The sequence below is a fragment of the Streptomyces sp. 71268 genome (genome assembly GCF_029392895.1).
In the GTDB taxonomy this organism is placed as follows: Bacteria; Actinomycetota; Actinomycetes; order Streptomycetales; family Streptomycetaceae; genus Streptomyces.
Genome location: NZ_CP114200.1, coordinates 4,660,989 through 4,680,175, shown reverse-complemented (window position 1 = coordinate 4,680,175; position 19,187 = coordinate 4,660,989). Strand labels below are relative to the sequence as shown.

Genomic DNA, 19,187 nt, shown 5'->3' with positions numbered 1-19,187 from the left:
GATAAGGGATTACGAGGCATTAGCAAACCGCTTTTCCCGAGAAAACACAAACCCCCAGCGAAGGTTCGGCTACGCATCCGCGTGGGAACACTCCGTCGCGGAGCTATGTGATAGGTGAGCGATTCGGACATAGGGGCCCGCGATCACAGTTGCAGAAGCATCCGACTGTTGCCAAGGGTGTTCGGCTTCACCCGTTCGAGGCCAAGGAACTCAGCGACGCCCTCGTCATAGGAACGGAGCAGCTCGCTGTAGACATCGCCGTCCACAGGCGTCTCCCCGATCTCTACGAAGCCATGCTTGCCGAAGAACTCGACTTCGAAGGTGAGGCAGAAAATTCGCCGAACGCCGAGCCATCGCGCCGTCTGCAACAGCTTGTCCAGTACTTGGTGTCCGATGCCGCAGCCGGACAGGTCCGGGCGCACGGCCAGAGTGCGCACCTCGGCCAGGTCTTCCCACATCACGTGGAGCGCGCCGCAGCCAATGACCTCGCCATCCTCGTCCCGCTCCGCTACCCAGAACTCCTGGATGTCCTCGTAAAGCGTCACGGTCGCTTTGTCGAGCAGGATGCGCTCGCCGACGTACGTGTCGATGAGACGCCGGACGGCGCGAACATCGGAGGTGCGGGCGCGGCGGACGGTGACGGCTTTTGATAGCGGGGACATGGCCGGACGCTATCGCCCTGCTTCACCGCTCGCCCCGCCGGGCCGGTCGAGTTGCACCACCCGCATGGCATCGCGCAGGGCTTCCCGCTGGCCTTCGGACATCATCCCGAAGAAGGCCACGAGCGCCGCCGCGGGGTTGTCACTGGCGGACCACGCTTCGTTCATGAGTGCGGCGGCGTAGGCGGCCCGGGTGGAGACGGCCTCATATCGATAGGCGCGACCTTCCGCCTCCCGTCGCACCCAACCCTTCTGGTGAAGGTTGTCCAATACCGTCATGACGGTCGTGTACGCGATGGAGCGTTCCTGCTGAAGGTCTTCCAACACTTCTCGGACGGTGACCGGGCGGTTCCACTTCCACACCCGCGTCATGACCGCGTCTTCCAGCTCTCCCAATGGTCGAGGCACACTCGAATAATAGTGGGAGATGTCCTATTTGCCCGACTGGTAAGCGGGAAAAAGGGCGCACGTTCCGGCCATTCGGCCCGGTGCGTACGCCCGGAGCGGGCCCACCGAGCGTGGACCCGCGGGGTCAGCGGCGGCCGCCCGGCCGTGGTCGGGGAACCGCGGTGGCGGCGCGGCGGAACGGGGCGGGCTCAGGCGCCCTGGCCCTCCGGCACGCCGTCCTGCTTGGCCGATTCGGAGCGCACCAGCGCGGCGTCCACGGCGGCGTCCTCCTTGCTCTTGTTCGCGCCGCCCTGGCTCTTCACGATCGTCTTGATCAGCGCGACAAAGGCCACGGCCATCACGGCGGGCGGGACCAGCGCGGAGACGTAATCCATGAGTGTCGGCCTCCCTGTGCTTGAGACCTCCAGGTTACGGGGTGCCCCCGGGCCGCCCCGACAGGGGCCGGCACATCCGGCGTACGACCCCCGCCCGGCGGCCCGGACGGGAGCGGCCCCGCGAGGGCTCGCCGGGCGCGCGGGCAGGGCGTGCGCCGGGGCGCGGGTCAGGCCGAGCGGGCCGGCAGCAGGGCGGGCAGGCGGTCGTCGGCGGGCGGGGCCGGGGTCGGCGCGGACGCGGGACGCTTGGGCGGGAAGACCTCGCCGGGCGTGGGCACCGGGCGGCGCGGCGTGCTCGGCTCGGGCCCGCCGGGGGGCCGCCTGACCGGCCCGGGCGCCTTGTCCGGGGAGTGGCCCGGGGACTTGCCGGGGGCCTTGTCGGGTGCCTTTCCCGGCGCCTTGTCGGGGGACTCGTTCGCGGGCCCGTCCGGCGTGTCGCCCACGTCCACGCGCGCGTCCAGCGAGGGGTGGCCGCGTCGCGGGCGCGGGGCGTGCGGGCGGGCCGTGACCGGGCCGGCCGTGGGGCGTGGAGCGGTCGCCCTGCCGCCCGGCAGGGCGACCAGGCGGGCCCGTACCTCCATCTCGGCCAGCCACTCGCAGCGGCGCAGCAGGGTGGTGCGCCGGCGCGTCTCGGCCGGGCTCGCCGGGGTGGCGCACAGCGCGCGCAGGGCGACCAGGTCCGCGGCGCACGGGACGTAACCGGCCGCGACGGCGCTCGCCAGTTGCTCCAGGTAGCTCACGGCGGCGCCGGGCAGGGCGGCCCGGTAGCGGGCGAGTTCGGCCAGCAGGAAGGCGCGGAGCCGGCCGCCCTCCCGCGCCGCCTCGTCCACGCCCTGGGCCAGCCGCAGGAACTCCCGCACCTCCTCGTCCCGGTCCGGCCCCGGCGCGCTCCGCTGGCCCGGGGCGAACGGGACCCGCTCCCCGTCCGCGCCGTGGGCGGCGCGTGCGGGGCCGGGGGTGATGGGGGCGGCCTTGACGGTGGCGGCGGACGGTTCGAGCGCGAGCGCGAGGGCACGTCGCAGTACGCGCAGCTCGTCCGCGCTGAACGCCATGCCGCCTCGCGATCCATAGGGCGTGGGCATGGCACGACTTTAAGTGCTAAGCGGACAAATGTCGCTCAGTACGCCATACCAGGGCGCGCCCTCCGCCATACGGCCGCCGCCCCCGCGCCAGGGCCCCGTCCGCGCGCCCGCCCCTGCACCACGGCCTCGCGCACACGCCCGCCCGCGCGGCCTGCCGGCCCTGCCGGTCCCGCCTGTCCCACCCGTCCCGCCATGGCCGGGGTACGCGGGCAGCGCGCACCCCGTACGCCCCGCCGCACGGCCCGCGCCGCCCCTCTCACCTGCGGCGATGTGCCCGCATGAGACCCGTACACCACACGCGCCCGGCGCGGCTCGCGTCCCGCGAGCGGTGCGCGCGTGCGTTGTTCGCGTGGTGCGTCGGATGGCCGGATGGCTGGTTACGCCCCTCGATACGCCGCAGTTCGCGCCTTCGCGCGCCGGAGTGCGCCTATCGCCGCGTAGTCGTTTCGTAACCCGTTGGCAATCACAGAGTGCAATCGCGACTTGCAAAATCTGTCATCACCGATCAGATCTGAATAAGGTCGCGCTGATTCGCGCTTATGCGCACGGTTTCCAGCGCGTAGAGAGCGGCCGAGTGAGGACTACGGCAATGGGAGCGGAATTCTCGGTACGGGCGCGCGTCGCGTAGCCGGTGAAGTCGCGGGTACTAGGACGGATTCGCCGAGTGCCGGTAGCGGGGCACGGGACGCGGCGCCGTGGCGGGCGGCCAGGATATGTCCCGGTGGTGGTTCGGATAGGCGGCCGAACCGGAGGCGTGGGCGGGCCCCGGGCAAGCGCGGGTGGGCCCGGTGAACGCACACCGTGGGCGCGGGCCACCCGCGCAGGACCGGACCATTGCGACCACCGGGAAAAGCACATCCGGAATGCGCCGGAGCCCGCGCGCGAGAGGCGCGCGGGCCCCGGCGGCGAGACCGTCAGATGCGCGAGACGTTGCGTTCGTACACCAGGCGCAGCCCGATCAGAGTCAGCCAGGGCTCGTGCTCGTCGATGACCGACGCCTCGCCGAGGACCAGCGGGGCCAGGCCGCCGGTGGCGATGACCGTGACGTCGTCGGGGTCGTCGGCCAGCTCGCGGGCCATACGCGCGACGACGCCGTCCACCTGGCCCGCGAAGCCGTACAGGATGCCGGACTGCATCGCCTCGACCGTGTTCTTGCCGATGACGCTGCGCGGCCGGGCCAGTTCGATCTTGCGGAGCTGGGCGCCCTTGACGCCGAGCGCCTCCACGGAGATCTCGATGCCGGGGGCGATGACGCCGCCGACGTACTCGCCGCGCGCGCTGACCGCGTCGAACGTCGTCGCCGTGCCGAAGTCCACGACCACGCACGGCCCCTCGTACAGCTCCACCGCCGCCAGCGCGTTGATGATCCGGTCCGCGCCGACCTCCTTGGGATGGTCCATCAGGATCGGCACGCCGGTCTTGACGCCCGGCTCCACCAGCACGGCCGGCACGTCGCCGTAGTAGCGGCGGGTGACCTCGCGCAGCTCGTGCAGGACCGAGGGGACGGTGGAGCAGATGGCGATGCCGTCGATGCCGTCGCCCAACTCCTCGCCGAGCAGCGGGTGCATGCCCATCAGGCCGTGCAGCAACACGGCCAGCTCGTCCGCGGTGCGGCGGGCGTCGGTGGAGATACGCCAGTGCTCGACGATCTCCTCGCCGTCGAACAGGCCGAGGACGGTGTGCGTGTTGCCGGCGTCGATGGTGAGCAGCATCAGCCCTCCTCTCGCAGGTCAAGGCCGATGTCGAGGATGGGTGACGAGTGGGTGAGGGCGCCGACCGCGAGGTAGTCGACGCCGGTTTCCGCGTACGCGCGGGCGTTTGCCAGGGTGAGCCGGCCCGAGGACTCCAGCTTGGCGCGGCCGGCGACCAGGGCGACCGCCTCGCGGGTCTGCTCCGGCGTGAAGTTGTCGAGCAGGATCAGCTCGGCCCCCTCGGCGAGTACCGGCTCGATCTGGTCGATGCGGTCCACCTCGACCTCGATTGGCAGCCCGGGGAAGGCGTCCCGTACCGCCGTGAACGCCGCCGCGACGCCGCCCGCCGCCACCACGTGGTTGTCCTTGATCAGCGCCGCGTCCGACAGGGACATTCGGTGGTTGACGCCGCCGCCGCAGCGGACCGCGTACTTCTCCAGGGCGCGCAGGCCGGGGGTGGTCTTGCGGGTGTCGCGGACGGCGGCGCCGGTGCCCTCCAGCGCGTCGGCCCAGGCGCGGGTCGCGGTCGCGATGCCGGACAGCCGGCACATCAGGTTGAGCGCGCTGCGCTCGCCGGTGAGCAGGTCGCGGGTGCGGGTGCGGACGGACAGCAGCCGGTCGCCCGGGGCGACCCGGTCGCCGTCCTCGGCGTGCCGCTCGACCTCGAACGCGTCGGTGCACACCACCGACAGGATCGCCTCGGCGATGCGCAGGCCGGCCACGGTGCCCGCCTCACGGGCCGTGAAGTCGCCGGTGGCGACCGCGTCCTCGGGGATGGTCGCGACGGTGGTGACGTCCACGCCGCGATCGAGGTCCTCCTCGATCGCCACGTGCGCGATGTCCTCGACCTGCACCGGGTCGAGCCCGGCCGTGACCAGCAGCGCCGCGAGGTCGGGGTCGAGCCCGCACTCCAGCGGGTCCAACTCGTACGCGCCGTCGGCGGCGCCGCAGCCGCAGCCGTCGCCGCAGCCGCCGGTCTCCCCCGCCCCTCCGGCGGCTGCGGAACCGCCGGTCGGCGACAGCGGGAGGTCCACTGGGCGCGGCTTGTCGTCGGGAGTGCTCACGGTCACGACTCCTGGGTGGGCTCGTTGGTGCTGACGTCGTCGGCGGGGCTGGGGGACGGGCCGGGCGCGCTCGCGGCCGCGGGCGGGTCCGGGACGGCCGCGCGGTCGGGGCCGGGGCTGGTTTCAAGGCCGGGGCCGGGGCCGGTTTCGGTGCCGGGGCCGGTCTCGGGGCCGTGGTGGACGGGCGGGAACGCCGTGCCGGCCGTGGCGTGGACCGCGAGGGTACGGTCCGGGCGCAGGGTGACCATCAGGTGCCGGGCCCAGGCGGCGTCGTCCCGGTCCGGGCGGTCCTCGCGCCAGTGGCAGCCCCGGGTCTCGGCGCGCCGCAGCGCGGCGGCCACCAGCGCCCGGGCGACCAGCAACAGGTTGGTCGCCTCCCACGACTCGACGCCCGGCTCCGCGGTCTTGCCGTCGACCTCCAGGGCCCGCGCGGCGTCCTCGTGCAGTCGGTCGAGCTGCTCGGCGGCCCGGCTCAGGGTCTCGGCCGAGCGCAGCACTCCGGCGCCCGCCGTCATGACGCGCTGCACCGTGAAGCGGGCCTCCGGCGCGAGGAGCGGGGTGGCCGCCGGCGCGTCGGCGCGGGCGGGAGCGGGCTCAGGCGCGCCGGCGCGCGCGCTGGCCGGGGCCGGCTCGGGCGGGGCCTGGCTGGGGGCGGTCTGGCTGCGGGCCGGCTGGCCCGGGGCGGCCTGGGGCGCGGCGGCGGGCGCGGCGAGCTGCGTGGCGATGTCGGCGGCCATCCGCTCGGCGAAGACCAGACCTTCGAGGAGCGAGTTGGAGGCCAGCCGGTTGGCGCCGTGGACGCCCGTGCAGGCGACCTCTCCACACGCGTACAGGCCCGCGACCGTCGTACGGCCGCGCAGGTCGGTCCGCACGCCGCCGCTGGCGTGGTGGGCGGCGGGCGCGACCGGGATGGGCTCGGTCACCGGGTCGATGCCGTGCGCGCGGCACGCGGCGAGGATGGTGGGGAAGCGCTGCTCCCACATGGCCGCGCCGAAGTGCCGGGCGTCCAGGAACACGTGGTCGGCGCCGCGCTCCATCATCCGGCGCATGATGCCCTTGGCGACGATGTCGCGCGGCGCCAGCTCCGCCAGCTCGTGCTGCCCGACCATGAAGCGGGTGCCCTCGTCGTCCACGAGGTACGCGCCCTCGCCGCGCACCGCCTCGGAGACCAGCGGCTGCTGCCCCTCTGCCTCCGGGCCGAGCCAGAGCACCGTCGGGTGGAACTGGACGAACTCCAGGTCCGAGACCTCGGCCCCGGCCCGCAGCGCGAGCGCGACGCCGTCGCCGGTGGAGACGGGCGGGTTGGTGGTGGCCGAGAAGACCTGGCCCATGCCGCCGGTGGCCAGCACGACCGCCCGCGCCCGCACGGCCCCGACGCCGTCCCGCCGGCCCTCCCCCATGACGTGCAGGGTCACGCCCGCGGCCCGGCCGGCCTCGTCGGTCAGCAGGTCGAGGACGAGGGCGTTCTCGATGGTCTCGACGCGACCCCCGCCCGGCGCGGCGCCGGCCGTCCCGGGCGTGCCGGCCGCGCGGACGGCGTCCACCAGGGCGCGGGATATCTCCGCCCCGGTCGCGTCGCCTCCCGCGTGCACGATGCGGCGGCGGTGGTGGCCGCCCTCGCGGGTGAGCAGGATCTCGCCGGTGTCGGCGTCGCTGTCGAAGCGGGCCCCGGTGCCGATCAGCCGGTGCACGGCGCCGGGCCCCTCGGTGACCATGGCGCGCACGGCCCGCTGGTCGCAGAGCCCGGCGCCGGCGACGAGCGTGTCGGCCTCGTGCTGCTCGGGGGTGTCCCCCTCGCCCAGCGCCGCGGCGACACCGCCCTGCGCCCAGCGCGTCGAGCCGTCGTCCAGCCGGGCCTTGGTGACGACGGTGACCGAGGCGCCCGCGGCGGCGCAGCGCAGCGCGACCGTCAACCCGGCCACGCCGGAGCCGACGACCACCACGTCGGCGTCGATCGCCCACCCGGGCGCGGGCGCGTGCAGCCGCGGGCCCGCCCCGGGCACGGGCGCGGGCCCACCGGGCGCGTCGGCTGCGGTGGCGGTGGCGGCCGCGTCGGCGGCGGCCGCGTCGGCGGTGCTGGGCGCGGCGGACGCGCCGCGTTCCGTACGCGTCATGGTCTGGCTCCCCGCTGCGCGAACTCCAGGCGGACGTTGTCGATGAGGCGGGTGGCGCCGACCCGGGCGGCGACCGCCAACACGGCCTCGCCCGTGAAGTCGTCGCCGACCTCGGTGAAGTCGGCCGGGTCCACCAGGGCCAGGTAGTCCAGGACCAGCGGCGGCTCGTGGTCGGCCGCCTCCGCCAACACGGCCCGCGCGGCCCGCCGCACGAGGTCGGGCAGCGGTGCCGTCGCGGACCCCGGCGCGGCGGCGGTCAGGGCGATCCCGGCGGGCGCGCCCGTCGCGGGTGCGGCGGCTGTGGGTGCGGCGGCCGTGGTTCCGTCCGCCGTGGTGGCGTCGGTCGCGGTGACGTCGGTCGCGGCGACGTCCACGGCGGGGGTGTCCGTCGTCGGTGCGCCCGGCGCGGGGTCGGCGGTGGCCGGTGTGGGCGCGCCGTTCGCGGCGGCCAGCGCGTCACGGCCGGCGAACAGCGCCCTGGACAGGGCGAGGGCCGTGGTGCGCTCGGCGGGCGCCAGGTAGCGGTTGCGGCTGGAGAGGGCGAGGCCGTCCGCCTCGCGCACGGTCGGGACGCCGACGACGCGGACCGGGAAGTTCAGGTCAGTGACCATGCGCCGGATCACGGCGAGTTGCTGCGCGTCCTTCTCGCCGAAGAACGCCACGTCGGGCCGGGTGAGGTGGAGCAGCTTGGCGACGACGGTGAGCACCCCGTCGAAGTGGCCGGGCCGGGACGCCCCCTCGTACCGCTCGCCCATCGGGCCCGCCGTGACGCGCACCTCGGGCTCGCCGCCCGGGTACACGTCCCGCACGGGCGGCGCGAGGACGATGTCGGCGCCGGCCTCCGCCGCCAGCTCCAGGTCCGCCTCCAGCGTGCGCGGGTAGCGGTCCAGGTCCTCGCCCGCGCCGAACTGGAGCGGGTTCACGAAGACCGTGACCGTGACCAGGCCCTCGTCGCCGACCCGGGCCCGGGCGGCGCGGATCAGCGAGGCGTGCCCCGCGTGCAGCGCGCCCATCGTCATCACCACGGCCGTCCGGCCGGGCGTCGCGTGCGGGGTCAGCGCCTCGTCGTAGTCGCGGACGCTGGTGCACAGCTCCACGTCGGGGCCGCCGGCGCCGGCCTCGCTCCACCGTCGCGGGCTCATCGGTCGCCTCCACTCGTACCGTTCGCACTGCTCGTGCCGTCGCCGCCGGGCGGCCCGTCCTCGTCCTGGTGCGCGAGCACGCCCAGCAGGTCCTCGGCCAGCTCCGGCTTGAGCAGGCCGTGCGCGAGCGCGCGGTCGGCCGTCGTACGGGCCATGGCCAGATAGCCGGGCACCATCTGCGGCGCGCGCCGGCGCAGTTCGGCCACGTGCGCCGCGACCGTGCCCGCGTCACCGCGCGCGACCGGGCCGGTCAGCGCGGCGTCGCCACCGCGCAGCGCGTTGTCCAACGCCGCGCCGAGCAACGGGCCGAGCATCCGGCCCGGCGCCGCGACGCCCGCCTCCTGAAGCAGCTCCCGCGCCTGGGCGACCAGCGTGACCAGGTGGTTGGCGCCGATGGCCAGCGCCGCGTGGTAGAGCGGGCGGGCCTCCTCGGCGATCCACTCCGCCTCGCCGCCCATCTCGATGACCAGCGCCTCGGCGGCCAGCCGCAGCTCCTCGGGCGCGGTGACGCCGAACGAGCAGCCCGCGAGCCGCTCCACGTCCACGGCCGTGCCGGTGAACGTCATCGCCGGGTGCAGCGCCAACGGGAGCGCGCCCGCGCGCAGCGCGGGGTCGAGCACGCCCGTCCCGTACCGCCCCGAGGTGTGCACCAGGAGCTGTCCCGGGCGCACCGCGCCGGTCTCGACCAGGCCCTCGACCAGGCCGGGCAGCACGTCGTCGGGGACCGTGAGCAGCACCAGCTCGGCGCGGGCCAGCACCTCGGCGGGCGACACGAGGGGCACGTCGGGCAGCAGCTCGGCGGCCCTGCGCACCGAGGCGTCGGAGACGCCGGACGCGGCCACCGGGCGGTGCCCGGCCAGCCGCAGCGCGGCGGCGAGCGCGGGCCCGACGCGGCCCGCGCCGACGACTCCGACGGTGAGCCGGGCGGGCCTGTCCTGGGGGTCTGGGAGGTGGGGTGGATTCACGGAGCGACGGCCTTCCGTTCCAGTCCGCGAGGGGTACCGGACGATTGAGCGCCATGCTACGCGAGTGCCCACGGCCGTCCCCTGGTGTGCCCAGAGCCTGTGGATAACTCCCCGCGCCGCACCGCCCGCCGCCACCCACACCCTTCACACCCCGCGCCCACCCGGCCCCGTCCCCGCCCCTGACCCGCCCCCGTTTCCGCCACCGTGCCGCACCCGTCCCCGCCCCCACCCGCCGCGCGCGGGTCCTACGGGCCCTCCGTGGGACGTACGCGCGACGTACGGGGACATGCGGGGCGGTGTACGGACGTACGGGGCGACCCGGCTACTCGGCCGGCCGGCGCCGCGCCCCCGCGTCGCACAGGTCGCGCTCCGGGGCCGCCGCCCGGGCGTCCTGCCCGGTGGCGGTGGTCGCGCCGGCGGCCGTGCGGCGGGGCGCCGGGCGGGCGGGTTCCGTACGCACCGGCGCGGTCGCGGCGGGCGCCGGCGTGTGGCGAGCGGCCGTGCTGCCCCGGCTCGTCGCGGGGTGCAGCCAGCGGGTCAGCGTGGCGCGCGCGGCGCTGAGCAGGCGGGGGGCCAGGCCGTGGCCGATCGCGCGCTCCGCGACCACGGCCTGGAACCTGCGGTACTCGCGCACCTCACCCGCCACCCGCCAGTCGTGGCGGCCGGGTGCGGGCGGCGCGGGCACGCCCTGCTGTGCGCTGCGGTAGAGGTCCAGTGCGTACTGCTGCGTGATGTCCATGGCCCCAACCCTGCGCCGGCCCGGCCGAGCGCGTCGCTTCGATTGACGAAGGCCGTCAAGTGTGCGCTGAGCTGGGCCGCGGACAGGGCACAGTAGGTCTGTGAGCGTCACCATCGACATCGCGGGCCTGCCCCCGGAACGCATCGCCTTCGCCCCCTCGCCCCTGGCGGAACTGGGCGCGGCGCTGCACGCGCTGTCCGAGCCCGCCCACCACCCGGGGCTGCACAACTGGACCACCGCCACCGCCTGCGCGCTCAAGCCCGACCTGGCCGACCGGCTCCAGGAGGCGGACTTCCTGTGGCGCACCACGCGCTCCGACATCCTGCTGCCGCCCGACCCCGGCGCGACCCTGGCCGAGGACTTGGACCGGCTGGACCAGATGCCGGAGGAGGAGTTCGTCACGGCCGCTCTGGAGATCTCCTGCGCGGCCAGCTACGGGCGCGCCCGGCCGAGCCCGCTGCACGACCCGTACGAGCGCGACCGCACCAGGGAGCGGGCGGCGGCGCGCGGCCCGTGCCAGGCGGCGTTCGTGGAACGGGTGCTGGCCGACCCGCCCGCCGTACGCGCCTGGCTGCGCCGCCTCTTCGAGGACTGTGAGCAGGCGTTCTTCGGGGACACCTGGCAGCGCGTACGGGTGCAGCTCGCCGCCGACGCCCGGCACAAGGCGGAGGTGCTGCGGCGCAGGGGCCTCGCCGAGGCGCTGGCCGAGGTCTCGCCGGCGCTCACCCTCGACACCGAGCGGCAGCGCATCGTGGCGGACAAGTTGGCGACGGGTCAGACGACCGCGCTGCAACCGGGCGAGCGGGCCGGCATCACCTTCGTGCCGACCGCGTTCGGCTGGCCGCACCTGCTGGTCCTGCACGCCCCGGGCTGGAAGCCCGTCGTGCACTACCCGGTGGGCTCCCCGGAGTTGCCGCGCCCGCAGGCGCTTGAGCTGGTGCAGCGGCGGCTGGACGCGGTCTCCCACCCGGTGCGCATGAACCTGTGCCGGACGCTCTCCCGTGGCACGCACACCACCGGCGAGTTGGCCAACGCGCACGGCATCACCGCGCCCGAGGTCTCGCGGCACATATCCGTGCTGAAGAAGGCTGGCCTGCTGACCACCCGCCGGCGCGGCCGGTACGTGCTGCACCAGCTCGACCTGGCGTCCGTGGCGCGCCTCGGCTCCGACTTCCTGGAGGCCCTGCTGCGCTGACCGGGCCGCCGCGCTGACCGGGCGGCCGCGCGAACGCCCCCCACCGCGCGGCCCGCCCGCTCCCGCGCCGCCCGCCAACGCGCCGCCGCCCGCCCGCCGTGCCGGGCGGCAGCCGGTTCCCGCCGCCGCGCCGGCCGCCCCGTACCGGCTACTGCGCCGTTCCGCCCGCGCGCACCAGGCCCGTCTCGTACGCCAGCACCACCACCTGCACCCGGTCCCGCAGGCCGAGCTTGGTCAGGATGCGGCCCACGTGGGTCTTCACGGTCGCCTCGGAGAGGACCAGCCGCGCCGCTATCTCGCCGTTGGACAGGCCCTGCGCGACGAGCATCATCACCTCGCGCTCCCGCTCGGTCAGCTTGCCGATCTCGGAGCGCTCCGCCTCGGCGGCGCCGCTGCTCGGCAGCATCGGCGTGAACCGGTCGAGCAGCCGGCGCGTCGTGCTCGGCGCGACCACCGCGTCGCCGCTGTGCACGGCGCGGATGGCGGTGAGGAGTTCGGCGGGCGGCACGTCCTTGAGCATGAAGCCGCCCGCGCCGGCCTTCAGCGCCGAGAACGCGTACTCGTCCAGGTCGAAGGTGGTGAGTATCAGCACCTTGGGCGCGCCCTCGGCACGACAGATACGGGCGGTGGCCTCCACCCCGTCGAGCCGTGGCATGCGGACGTCCATCAGCACGACGTCCACCTCGGTGCTCCGCAGCACCTCCAGTGCCTCAAGGCCGTCGCCGGCCTCGGCGACGACGTCCATGTCCGGCTGGGCCGCCAGCACCATGCGGAAACCGGTCCGCAGCAGGGCCTGGTCATCGACGAGCATCACGCGAATCGGCATCGGTCCGGTTCTCTTTCTTCAGGCGGGGCGGTCTGGGACGGAGCGGAAGCTGGGTGAGGCGAGGCGGTGTGGGTCGGGTGGGGTGGCGCGGGAGCCGGTGCGGCACGCGCGCGGTGCGGGCCCGGGGCCCGGGCGGGACGGCCGTCGGAGTCGCGCGGTGGCCGTCGGAGCCAGGGAAACCGTACGCGCGCCGACCACCGCCACTCACCTCGACGGCTTGAGCGGCAGCACCGCGCTGACCCGGAAGCCGCCACCGCTGCGCGGCCCCGCGTCGAGCCGGCCCCCGACCATCCCGACGCGCTCCCGCATGCCGATCAGGCCGTGGCCGAGCCCGTCGGCGCCGCCCGCCTCGTACAGCTCGCGGCCGGCGCCTCGGCCGTCGTCCTCGATCAGCAGGTCGAGTTCGGTGTCGGCGTAGCTGAGCCGGACGGTCGCCCCGGCGTGCTCCCCGCCGTGCTTGCGGGTGTTGGTCAGCGCCTCCTGCACGATGCGGTACGCGGTCAGTTCCACGCCACTGTCCAGCGGGCGCGGTTCGCCCGCCACCTTGAAGTCGACCGGGAGGCCGGCGCCCCGCACCTGCTCTATGAGGTCCGTGAGCTGCTCGACGCCGGGCTGTGGCACGTACTCGCCGCCCTCGCTGCCCTCGCCGGTGCGCAGCACGCCGAGCAGCCGGCGCATCTCGGCCAGCGCCTGCCGCCCGGTCCCCGAGATCGTCTCCAGGGCCTGCTTGGCCTGCTCGGGCGCGGCGTCCAGGACGTACGCGGCGCCGTCGGCCTGCACCACCATGACCGACACGTTGTGCGCGACGACGTCGTGCAGCTCGCGGGCTATTCGGGCGCGCTCGCCCGCGACGGCCACCTTCGCCTGTGCCTCCCGCTCCCGCTCCAGGCGCGCGGCGCGCTCCTCCAACTGGGCGTAGTACGCGCGGCGGGTACGGATCGAGTCGCCGAGCACCCAGGCCAGCGCGAAGGGGATCGTCATGAAGGCCACGGAGACGACGCTCTGCCACTGGGTCTGGGTCTGAGCCTCGGGCGGCCAGCGCAGGGCGGCCATGGTGGGCGCGCACAGGCCGCCCACCAGTCCCAGCCAGGAGGCCCAGCGGGCGCCGTTGGCCGCGCAGGTGTAGATGACCACCAGCATGGCGAAGTCGGCCGGGTTGATCCCCACGTCGGTCGCGAGCTGGAGCACCCCCACCGCCGCGACCACCAGCAGCATCTTCTCCGGCGCGCGCCGGCGCAGCGCGGTGGCCGCGCACAGGACCGCGCAGAGCACGGCGGCCACCAGGCGCACCTCGCGCCCCATGCTCTCCTCCACGACCCAGAGCAGGGCGAGGCCCGCCAGCATGACAGCCCAGAAGCTGTCCACACCGGTGGGGTGCCTGCGGAGGAAATCGTAGAGACGTTGCACGTCACCCAGCGTAGGCAGGGGAAGTGTGTGCAGGGGTCAACCGGACGGTCGATCCGGTACGGCCCCGCGTACTCCCCAAGGTGGAGACCGACCACCCGGTATGCTCCCGCGAGATCCTCCCAGCGCGACAACGCCCCAGGTCAGCGGCGGAGCGGACGAGTTGGTGAGCCCTGCCTGCCCCGGGGGCCCAGGATGGTCGTGCCAGACCGGACAGCCGGCGCGACGACAGCCGAAGAGGAAGACGGGAGCATCGGTGGAGGGCAGCGGCATGACACGGGGACCCGGAACGGCCGACGACGGGGCCAGCGGGGCCAAGGGTCCTCACGAGGCCGGCAGGGCCCACGGAGCTGGCGGCACCGGGCCGGCGGGCGCGGGCGCCCGGACGCCGTCGAGCCCGCCCCCGCCGGGTGCGCCGTCCGGGCGTACGGGGTGGCGGGCCGCCGCCGAACGGGCGCTGTACGGGCCGGGCGGCTTCTACCACCGCCCCGAGGGCCCGGCCGGCCACTTCCGCACCTCCGTGCACGCGTCGCCGCTGTACGCGCGGGCCGTCGCCACGCTGCTGGCCCGCGTGGACGCCGCCCTGGGCCACCCCGCCGAACTCGCCCTCGTCGACGTCGGCGCCGGCCGCGGCGAACTCCTCACCGGCGTACTGGGCGCCCTGGGGACGTTGGAGACACCGGGCGTCGCGGCGGGCGCGGCCGGCCTCGCGGAGCGACTGCGCCCGTACGCCGTCGAGCGCGCGCGGCGGCCGGCCGGGCTCGACCCGCGCGTCGAGTGGCGCGCGGAACTGCCCGCGCCCGGTTCGCTGACCGGCCTGCTGATCGCCAACGAGTGGCTGGACAACGTGCCGGTGGACGTGGTCGAGGCGGACCCGGACGGCGTGCCGCGCCGGGTACGGGTGGCCCCGGACGGCACGGAGGAACTGGGCGAACCGGTCACGGGGGCCGACGCCGCCTGGCTCGCCGACTGGTGGCCGTGGCCACGGGAGGCCGGGCCCGGACCGCACACCGGCCCCGTACGGGAGGCCGCGCCGATGCCGGAGGCCGGCCCCGGACCGGAACCCGGTTCGCGGGCCGAGCACGGGGCACGAGCCGGGTCGCGGGCCGAGCCCGGAGCGCGGGCCGAGGTGGGGGCGCCCCGGGACGCCGCCTGGGCGCGCGCCGTGCGCGGTCTGGACGCCGGGCTCGCGGTCGCCGTGGACTACGCCCACACCCGCGCGGCCCGCCCCCCGTACGGCACCCTCACCGGCTTCCGCGACGGCCGCGAGGTGCGCCCCGTGCCGGACGGCTCGTGCGACCTGACCGCCCACGTCGCGCTGGACGCGTGCGCGGCGGCGGGCGCCCGGGCGGCGCGCGCGGGGACCCCCGTGCTGCACACCCAGCGGGACGCCCTGCGCGCGCTCGGCCTCGCCGGGCGGCGGCCACCGTTGGCGCTGGCCAGCACCGACCCCGCCGGCTACCTGCGGGCCCTCGGGCTGGCCGGCGAGGCGGCCGAGCTGACCGACCCCGCGGGGCTCGGCGGCTTCGGCTGGCTGTGCCAACCGGTGGGCCCCCTCGCCGTCGCCGACGTCCTCCCGCTCCCGGCCCCGGTCCCGCCCCGGGACGGGTCCGGGCCGCCGCGGGCGAGCTGAGAGACTGGGCCCATGACGGAGACGACAGTCGGCATCGGCGGGGCGGCGGAGAGCACCGACATGGTGCTCAACATCGGGCCGCAGCACCCGTCCACGCACGGCGTGCTGCGCCTGCGGCTGGTGATCGACGGCGAGCGGATCGAGCGGGCCGAACCGGTCATCGGCTACATGCACCGGGGCGCCGAGAAACTGTTCGAGGCGCGCGACTACCGCCAGATCATCATGCTCGCCAACCGGCACGACTGGCTCTCCGCCTTCTCCAACGAGCTCGGCGTGGTGCTCGCCGTGGAGCGGATGCTCGGCATGGAGGTGCCCGAGCGCGCCGTGTGGACCCGCACCCTGCTCGCCGAGTTGAACCGGGTCCTCAACCACCTGATGTTCCTCGGCTCCTACCCCCTGGAACTCGGCGGCATCACGCCCGTCTTCCACGCCTTCCACGAGCGGGAGCAGCTCCAGGCGGTGATGGAGGAGATCTCCGGCGGCCGGATGCACTTCATGTACAACCGCGTCGGCGGCCTCAAGGAGGACCTGCCCGCCGGCTGGCTCGGCCGCGCCCGCGCCGCGGTGGCCGAGGCCCAGTCCCGGATGGACGTGTACGACAACCTCGTCCTCGGCAACGAGATCTTCCGTGGCCGCACCCGCGACGTGGGCGTGCTGTCCGAGCGGGCCGTGCACGCGTACGGCGTCAGCGGCCCGATCGCCCGCGCCTCCGGCGTCGACTTCGACCTCCGCCGGGACGAGCCGTACCTCGCGTACGGGCAACTGCGCGACACGCTGCGCGTCGTCACCCGGACCGAGGGCGACTGCCTGGCCCGCTTCGAGTGCCTGCTCGACCAGACGCACAACTCGCTCGATCTCGCCGAGGCCTGCCTCGACCGGATCGCCGATCTCCCGCCGGGTCCGATCAACCAGCGGCTGCCCAAGGTGCTCAAGGCCCCCGAGGGCCACACGTACGCCTGGACCGAGAACCCGCTCGGCCTCAACGGCTACTACCTGGTCTCCAAGGGCGAGAAGACCCCGTACCGGCTCAAGCTCCGCTCGGCCTCTTTCAACAACATCCAGGCGTTGACGGAGCTGCTGCCCGGCACGCTGGTCGCCGACATGGTCTCCATCCTCGGCTCGCTGTTCTTCGTCGTCGGCGACATCGACAAGTAGCCCGGACGACCGGACGCTCCTCACACCCGAAAACCCGAAAGGGGCCCCGCCACGGGGGCCCCTTTCGAGTTTCCGGTCTCCGAGCGCTCTTGGCGCGCGGCGCGCGGCGAGCCTTACGAGATGGCGCCGCGCAGCTCGGCCAGGTCGATCTGCTCGGTCTCGTCGTGCACGGTGAGGTCGATGACCCCGTCGTCCGCCGCGTTCGCCGTGGCGGAGGTGGTCGCGTCCTGCTCGTGCGGTGCGTCGTGCGCGTCCCGCGCGTGCGCCGCGTGGTCGGCGATGGCCTCGGCGCCGACCACGTCCGCGAGGTCGTCCTCCAGCGCGCCGGCACGGCGGGCGGCGGGCGCCCCCGACTCGTTGCCGAAGAAGTCGAAGCCGCCGACCGCCCGCGACGCCGGGCGCCACTGCGGGGCGGTCTGCGCCGGCTGCGGCACCACGGCCGCGGCGAGCGGAGCCGCGACGGGCCCCGCGAGCCCCGCGACGCCATCGGCCCGACCGTGCTCGGCGGCCGCGGTGGCTTCGGCGGTCTCCGTGGCCTCGGTGGTCTCAGTGGCCTCGGTGGCCCGCGCGTCGTCCCGTACGTCGGCGGCGTCGGCGGTGTACGCGGTGTCGCCGGGAGCCACCGCCGGGCCGGCGTCAGCCTCGGCCACGGCATCGACATCCCCACCGGCATCGACATCGGCGGGAACGTCGGTGGCGGGCACGTCAGCGGATGCGGCGGCGGCGTCGTTCTCCACCGCGTCCGCCGCCACGACGTCCACCGTGGCCTCCGCCGTCACCAGGCCGGGGGCGCCATCCACGCCGGCCGCCACCCGCCCGGCCTGCTCGGCCGGCGCCGCCTGCTCAGCCGGCTCGGCACTGGCCCCCGTGGCACCCGTCGCCACGTCGGCAGTCGCCACGCCGTCCGTCACCGCGCCATCCGTCACAGCATCAGCCGTCACCGCGTCAGCCGCGCGCTGCGCGGCCGCGTTGCGGGCGAGGTCGCGCAGGGCCACGGCGGCCCGCTCGTACACGGCGGGCTGGAGGAGGCCGGTGAGCCGCATGGTCGGTACCCCGCCGGCCGCGGCCGCCCGCTCCCGGCCGGCGGCGGGCCGGGCGGCGTCGGCCCGGGCGCCGCGCGCGGCGGCCACGGCCGCGACGGCCGCCGCGGCTCCCGAGGTCTCCACCACGTCACCCTCCTGCGCGGCACCCATGGTTGACGGGGTGCCAAGGGCGAGGCGGCGGCGCTCCTCCAGCGTCCGGGCGCGCTCGGTCTCGGCGGTGGCGTACCGGCGGAGCAGCGCCGCGTGCTCGTTGCGCAGCCGGGCGAGTTCGGCGCGCTTGGCGCGCAGCTTCGCCTCCAGCTTGGTGCGCGCGCCACGGGCCCGCTCGGCGTCCGCCTCCAGCTCCGCCACGCGTTCCTCGGTCCGCCACTCGTCGCGCAGCCGGGCGCGGTTCAGGTCCGCGAGGCGCTTGTCCGCCGCGCTGTCCCAGCGGCGCAGCAGCACGGCGCCGACGATCGCGGCCACCGCCGCGGCCGTGGCCAGCGAGCGGACCAGCAGGGGTTCACCGACGAGCCACGCGGCCGCGGCGCAGGCGGTTGACACACCCGCGACGGCCAACGGTGGGAGCAGCCGGTGCAGAGGCAGGGAATGACGATGGCGTCCACGTGGCATGGCCTGAAACTTACCGTGCGTACGTCGCGTCGCGCTGCCCGCCCCGCGATCTGTTCCCTCCCGGTTACTTGGTGAGCAATCCCTTCTTCTCCAGGTAGTCCTTGGCGACATCAGCGGGCTTCTCCCGTTCGGCATCCACCGCGCGGTTCATGTCGGCCAGGTCCTGGGTCGTCAGAACCCGGGTGAGCTTGTCGAGTACGGCCGCCAACTTGGCCCCACCGGCGTCCTTCGCGTTGACGACGGGAAGGACGTTGTCGGCGTTTTGCAGGCCCTTGTCGTCCTGCAACAGAACGAGCCCGAAATCCTCCAGTGTGGCGTCCGTCGTCGTGGTCAGCAGCATGTCGTCGGTGCCGTCCTTGACCGCCTGCTTCGACTGCACCGTGCCCACGCCCTTGGGGTCGACGTCGGTGACGTTGATGCCGTACGTCTTCTTCAGCCCGGGCGAGCAGAACGGGCGCTGCACGCATTCGTCGCCCGCGGCCAATTTGATCTTGAGATTGGAGGCGCCGAGATCCGAGAGAGTGGTCAGATCGTGCTTCTCGGCGAACTCCTTGGTCACCGCGAACGCGTTCTGGTCGATGGCGTCGCCGGCGGAAAGCACCTTGAGTCCGCGCGGTTCGGCGAGCTTCTTCAGCGCCGCGACGGTCTTGTCCGTGTCGTCCGAGGCGACGGGATTCTTCGCCGGCGCGTCCGGGCCGTTCTCCTTGGCGTTGAGGAATTCGGCGAGCGTGGCGGCGTATTCCGGGACCACGTCGATCTGGCCCTTCTCCAGAGCCGGCTCGTACAGCTCGCGGGCCTTGAGTGGCTGGATCGAGGCGGAGAAGCCGGCGTCGTCCAGTATCTGGGCGTACAGCTCGGCCATGATCTTGAACTCGGTGAAGCCGGCCGCCCCGACCACCACCGTGCCCTTGCCCCCGCCGCCCCTGGCGGACGAGTCCTCCAGGCTCCTGCCCCCGTACCCGATGACGACCGCGGCGAGCGCGACGATCGCGGCCGTGCCGCCCGCGGCGAACTTCACCGCCGTCGCCGGGGCCACCCGGTCCTCCGCGCGCCGCTCGCGCTCGGCGCGCCGCCTGGCCGC

Annotated in this window: 17 protein-coding genes; 3 read left to right on the top strand and 14 right to left on the bottom strand. The window is 74.9% G+C overall.

Annotated features, from left to right (window positions below):
* Positions 1 to 143 precede the first annotated feature (143 nt).
* From OYE22_RS18280 to OYE22_RS18235, 10 genes are all read right to left on the bottom strand, one after another.
* Positions 144 to 662, bottom strand: coding sequence for an amino-acid N-acetyltransferase (locus tag OYE22_RS18280; protein WP_277321409.1), 519 nt, complete (start codon positions 660 to 662; stop codon positions 144 to 146).
* Between the two features lie 9 nt (positions 663 to 671).
* Positions 672 to 1,067 (bottom strand): BlaI/MecI/CopY family transcriptional regulator, encoded by a 396-nt coding sequence (locus OYE22_RS18275; protein ID WP_277321408.1) that lies wholly within the window; start codon positions 1,065 to 1,067, stop codon positions 672 to 674.
* A gap of 188 nt (positions 1,068 to 1,255) precedes the next feature.
* Positions 1,256 to 1,441, bottom strand: coding sequence for a hypothetical protein (locus OYE22_RS18270; protein ID WP_277321407.1), 186 nt, complete (start codon positions 1,439 to 1,441; stop codon positions 1,256 to 1,258).
* Positions 1,442 to 1,608: 167 nt separating this feature from the next.
* Complete coding sequence (locus OYE22_RS18265) at positions 1,609 to 2,523, bottom strand: hypothetical protein (protein ID WP_277321406.1); 915 nt, start codon at positions 2,521 to 2,523, stop codon at positions 1,609 to 1,611.
* 914 nt (positions 2,524 to 3,437) lie between these two features.
* A complete protein-coding gene (locus tag OYE22_RS18260) occupies positions 3,438 to 4,235 on the bottom strand; it encodes a type III pantothenate kinase (RefSeq protein WP_277321405.1) in 798 nt (265 codons plus the stop codon).
* The gene (gene nadC / locus OYE22_RS18255) at positions 4,235 to 5,278 is read right to left on the bottom strand and encodes a carboxylating nicotinate-nucleotide diphosphorylase (protein ID WP_277321404.1); all 1,044 of its coding nucleotides are present in this window, start codon (positions 5,276 to 5,278) and stop codon (positions 4,235 to 4,237) included. Before nadC ends, OYE22_RS18260 begins: the two co-directional genes overlap by 1 nt.
* Before the next feature lie 2 nt (positions 5,279 to 5,280).
* Positions 5,281 to 7,281: an L-aspartate oxidase gene (locus OYE22_RS18250; protein ID WP_277324190.1), complete on the bottom strand. Its 2,001-nt coding sequence runs from the start codon at positions 7,279 to 7,281 to the stop codon at positions 5,281 to 5,283.
* A 107-nt stretch (positions 7,282 to 7,388) separates the two neighbouring features.
* Entirely contained in the window at positions 7,389 to 8,534 is a 1,146-nt protein-coding gene (gene panC, locus OYE22_RS18245) for a pantoate--beta-alanine ligase (protein WP_277321403.1), read from the bottom strand.
* Positions 8,531 to 9,499, bottom strand: a complete 969-nt coding sequence (locus OYE22_RS18240; protein ID WP_277321402.1) for a DUF2520 domain-containing protein — start codon at positions 9,497 to 9,499, stop codon at positions 8,531 to 8,533. Before OYE22_RS18240 ends, panC begins: the two co-directional genes overlap by 4 nt.
* Positions 9,500 to 9,821: 322 nt before the next feature.
* Positions 9,822 to 10,238, bottom strand: a complete 417-nt coding sequence (locus OYE22_RS18235) for a hypothetical protein (protein WP_277324442.1) — start codon at positions 10,236 to 10,238, stop codon at positions 9,822 to 9,824.
* A 100-nt stretch (positions 10,239 to 10,338) separates the two neighbouring features.
* Between OYE22_RS18235 and OYE22_RS18230 the strand changes: the two genes are divergently transcribed.
* Positions 10,339 to 11,433, top strand: coding sequence for a DUF5937 family protein (locus OYE22_RS18230; protein ID WP_277321401.1), 1,095 nt, complete (start codon positions 10,339 to 10,341; stop codon positions 11,431 to 11,433).
* A 148-nt stretch (positions 11,434 to 11,581) separates the two neighbouring features.
* Here OYE22_RS18230 and OYE22_RS18225 read toward each other — a convergent pair whose 3' ends face one another.
* Positions 11,582 to 12,259: a response regulator transcription factor gene (locus OYE22_RS18225; RefSeq protein WP_176162488.1), complete on the bottom strand. Its 678-nt coding sequence runs from the start codon at positions 12,257 to 12,259 to the stop codon at positions 11,582 to 11,584.
* 204 nt (positions 12,260 to 12,463) lie between these two features.
* Complete coding sequence (locus tag OYE22_RS18220) at positions 12,464 to 13,666, bottom strand: sensor histidine kinase (protein WP_277321400.1); 1,203 nt, start codon at positions 13,664 to 13,666, stop codon at positions 12,464 to 12,466.
* A gap of 268 nt (positions 13,667 to 13,934) precedes the next feature.
* Between OYE22_RS18220 and OYE22_RS18215 the strand changes: the two genes are divergently transcribed.
* Positions 13,935 to 15,296 carry an SAM-dependent methyltransferase gene (locus OYE22_RS18215; RefSeq protein WP_277321399.1) on the top strand — a complete coding sequence of 454 codons (1,362 nt, stop codon included), beginning with the start codon at positions 13,935 to 13,937 and terminating at the stop codon, positions 15,294 to 15,296.
* 12 nt (positions 15,297 to 15,308) lie between these two features.
* Complete coding sequence (locus OYE22_RS18210) at positions 15,309 to 16,451, top strand: NADH-quinone oxidoreductase subunit D (protein WP_277321398.1); 1,143 nt, start codon at positions 15,309 to 15,311, stop codon at positions 16,449 to 16,451.
* Positions 16,452 to 16,564: 113 nt separating this feature from the next.
* Here OYE22_RS18210 and OYE22_RS18205 read toward each other — a convergent pair whose 3' ends face one another.
* A complete protein-coding gene (locus OYE22_RS18205) occupies positions 16,565 to 18,037 on the bottom strand; it encodes a hypothetical protein (RefSeq protein ID WP_277321397.1) in 1,473 nt (490 codons plus the stop codon).
* Positions 18,038 to 18,170: 133 nt separating this feature from the next.
* On the bottom strand, positions 18,171 to 19,070 hold the full coding sequence (locus tag OYE22_RS18200) for an ABC transporter substrate-binding protein (RefSeq protein WP_277324189.1): 900 nt from the start codon (positions 19,068 to 19,070) through the stop codon (positions 18,171 to 18,173).
* Positions 19,071 to 19,187: the final 117 nt, after the last annotated feature.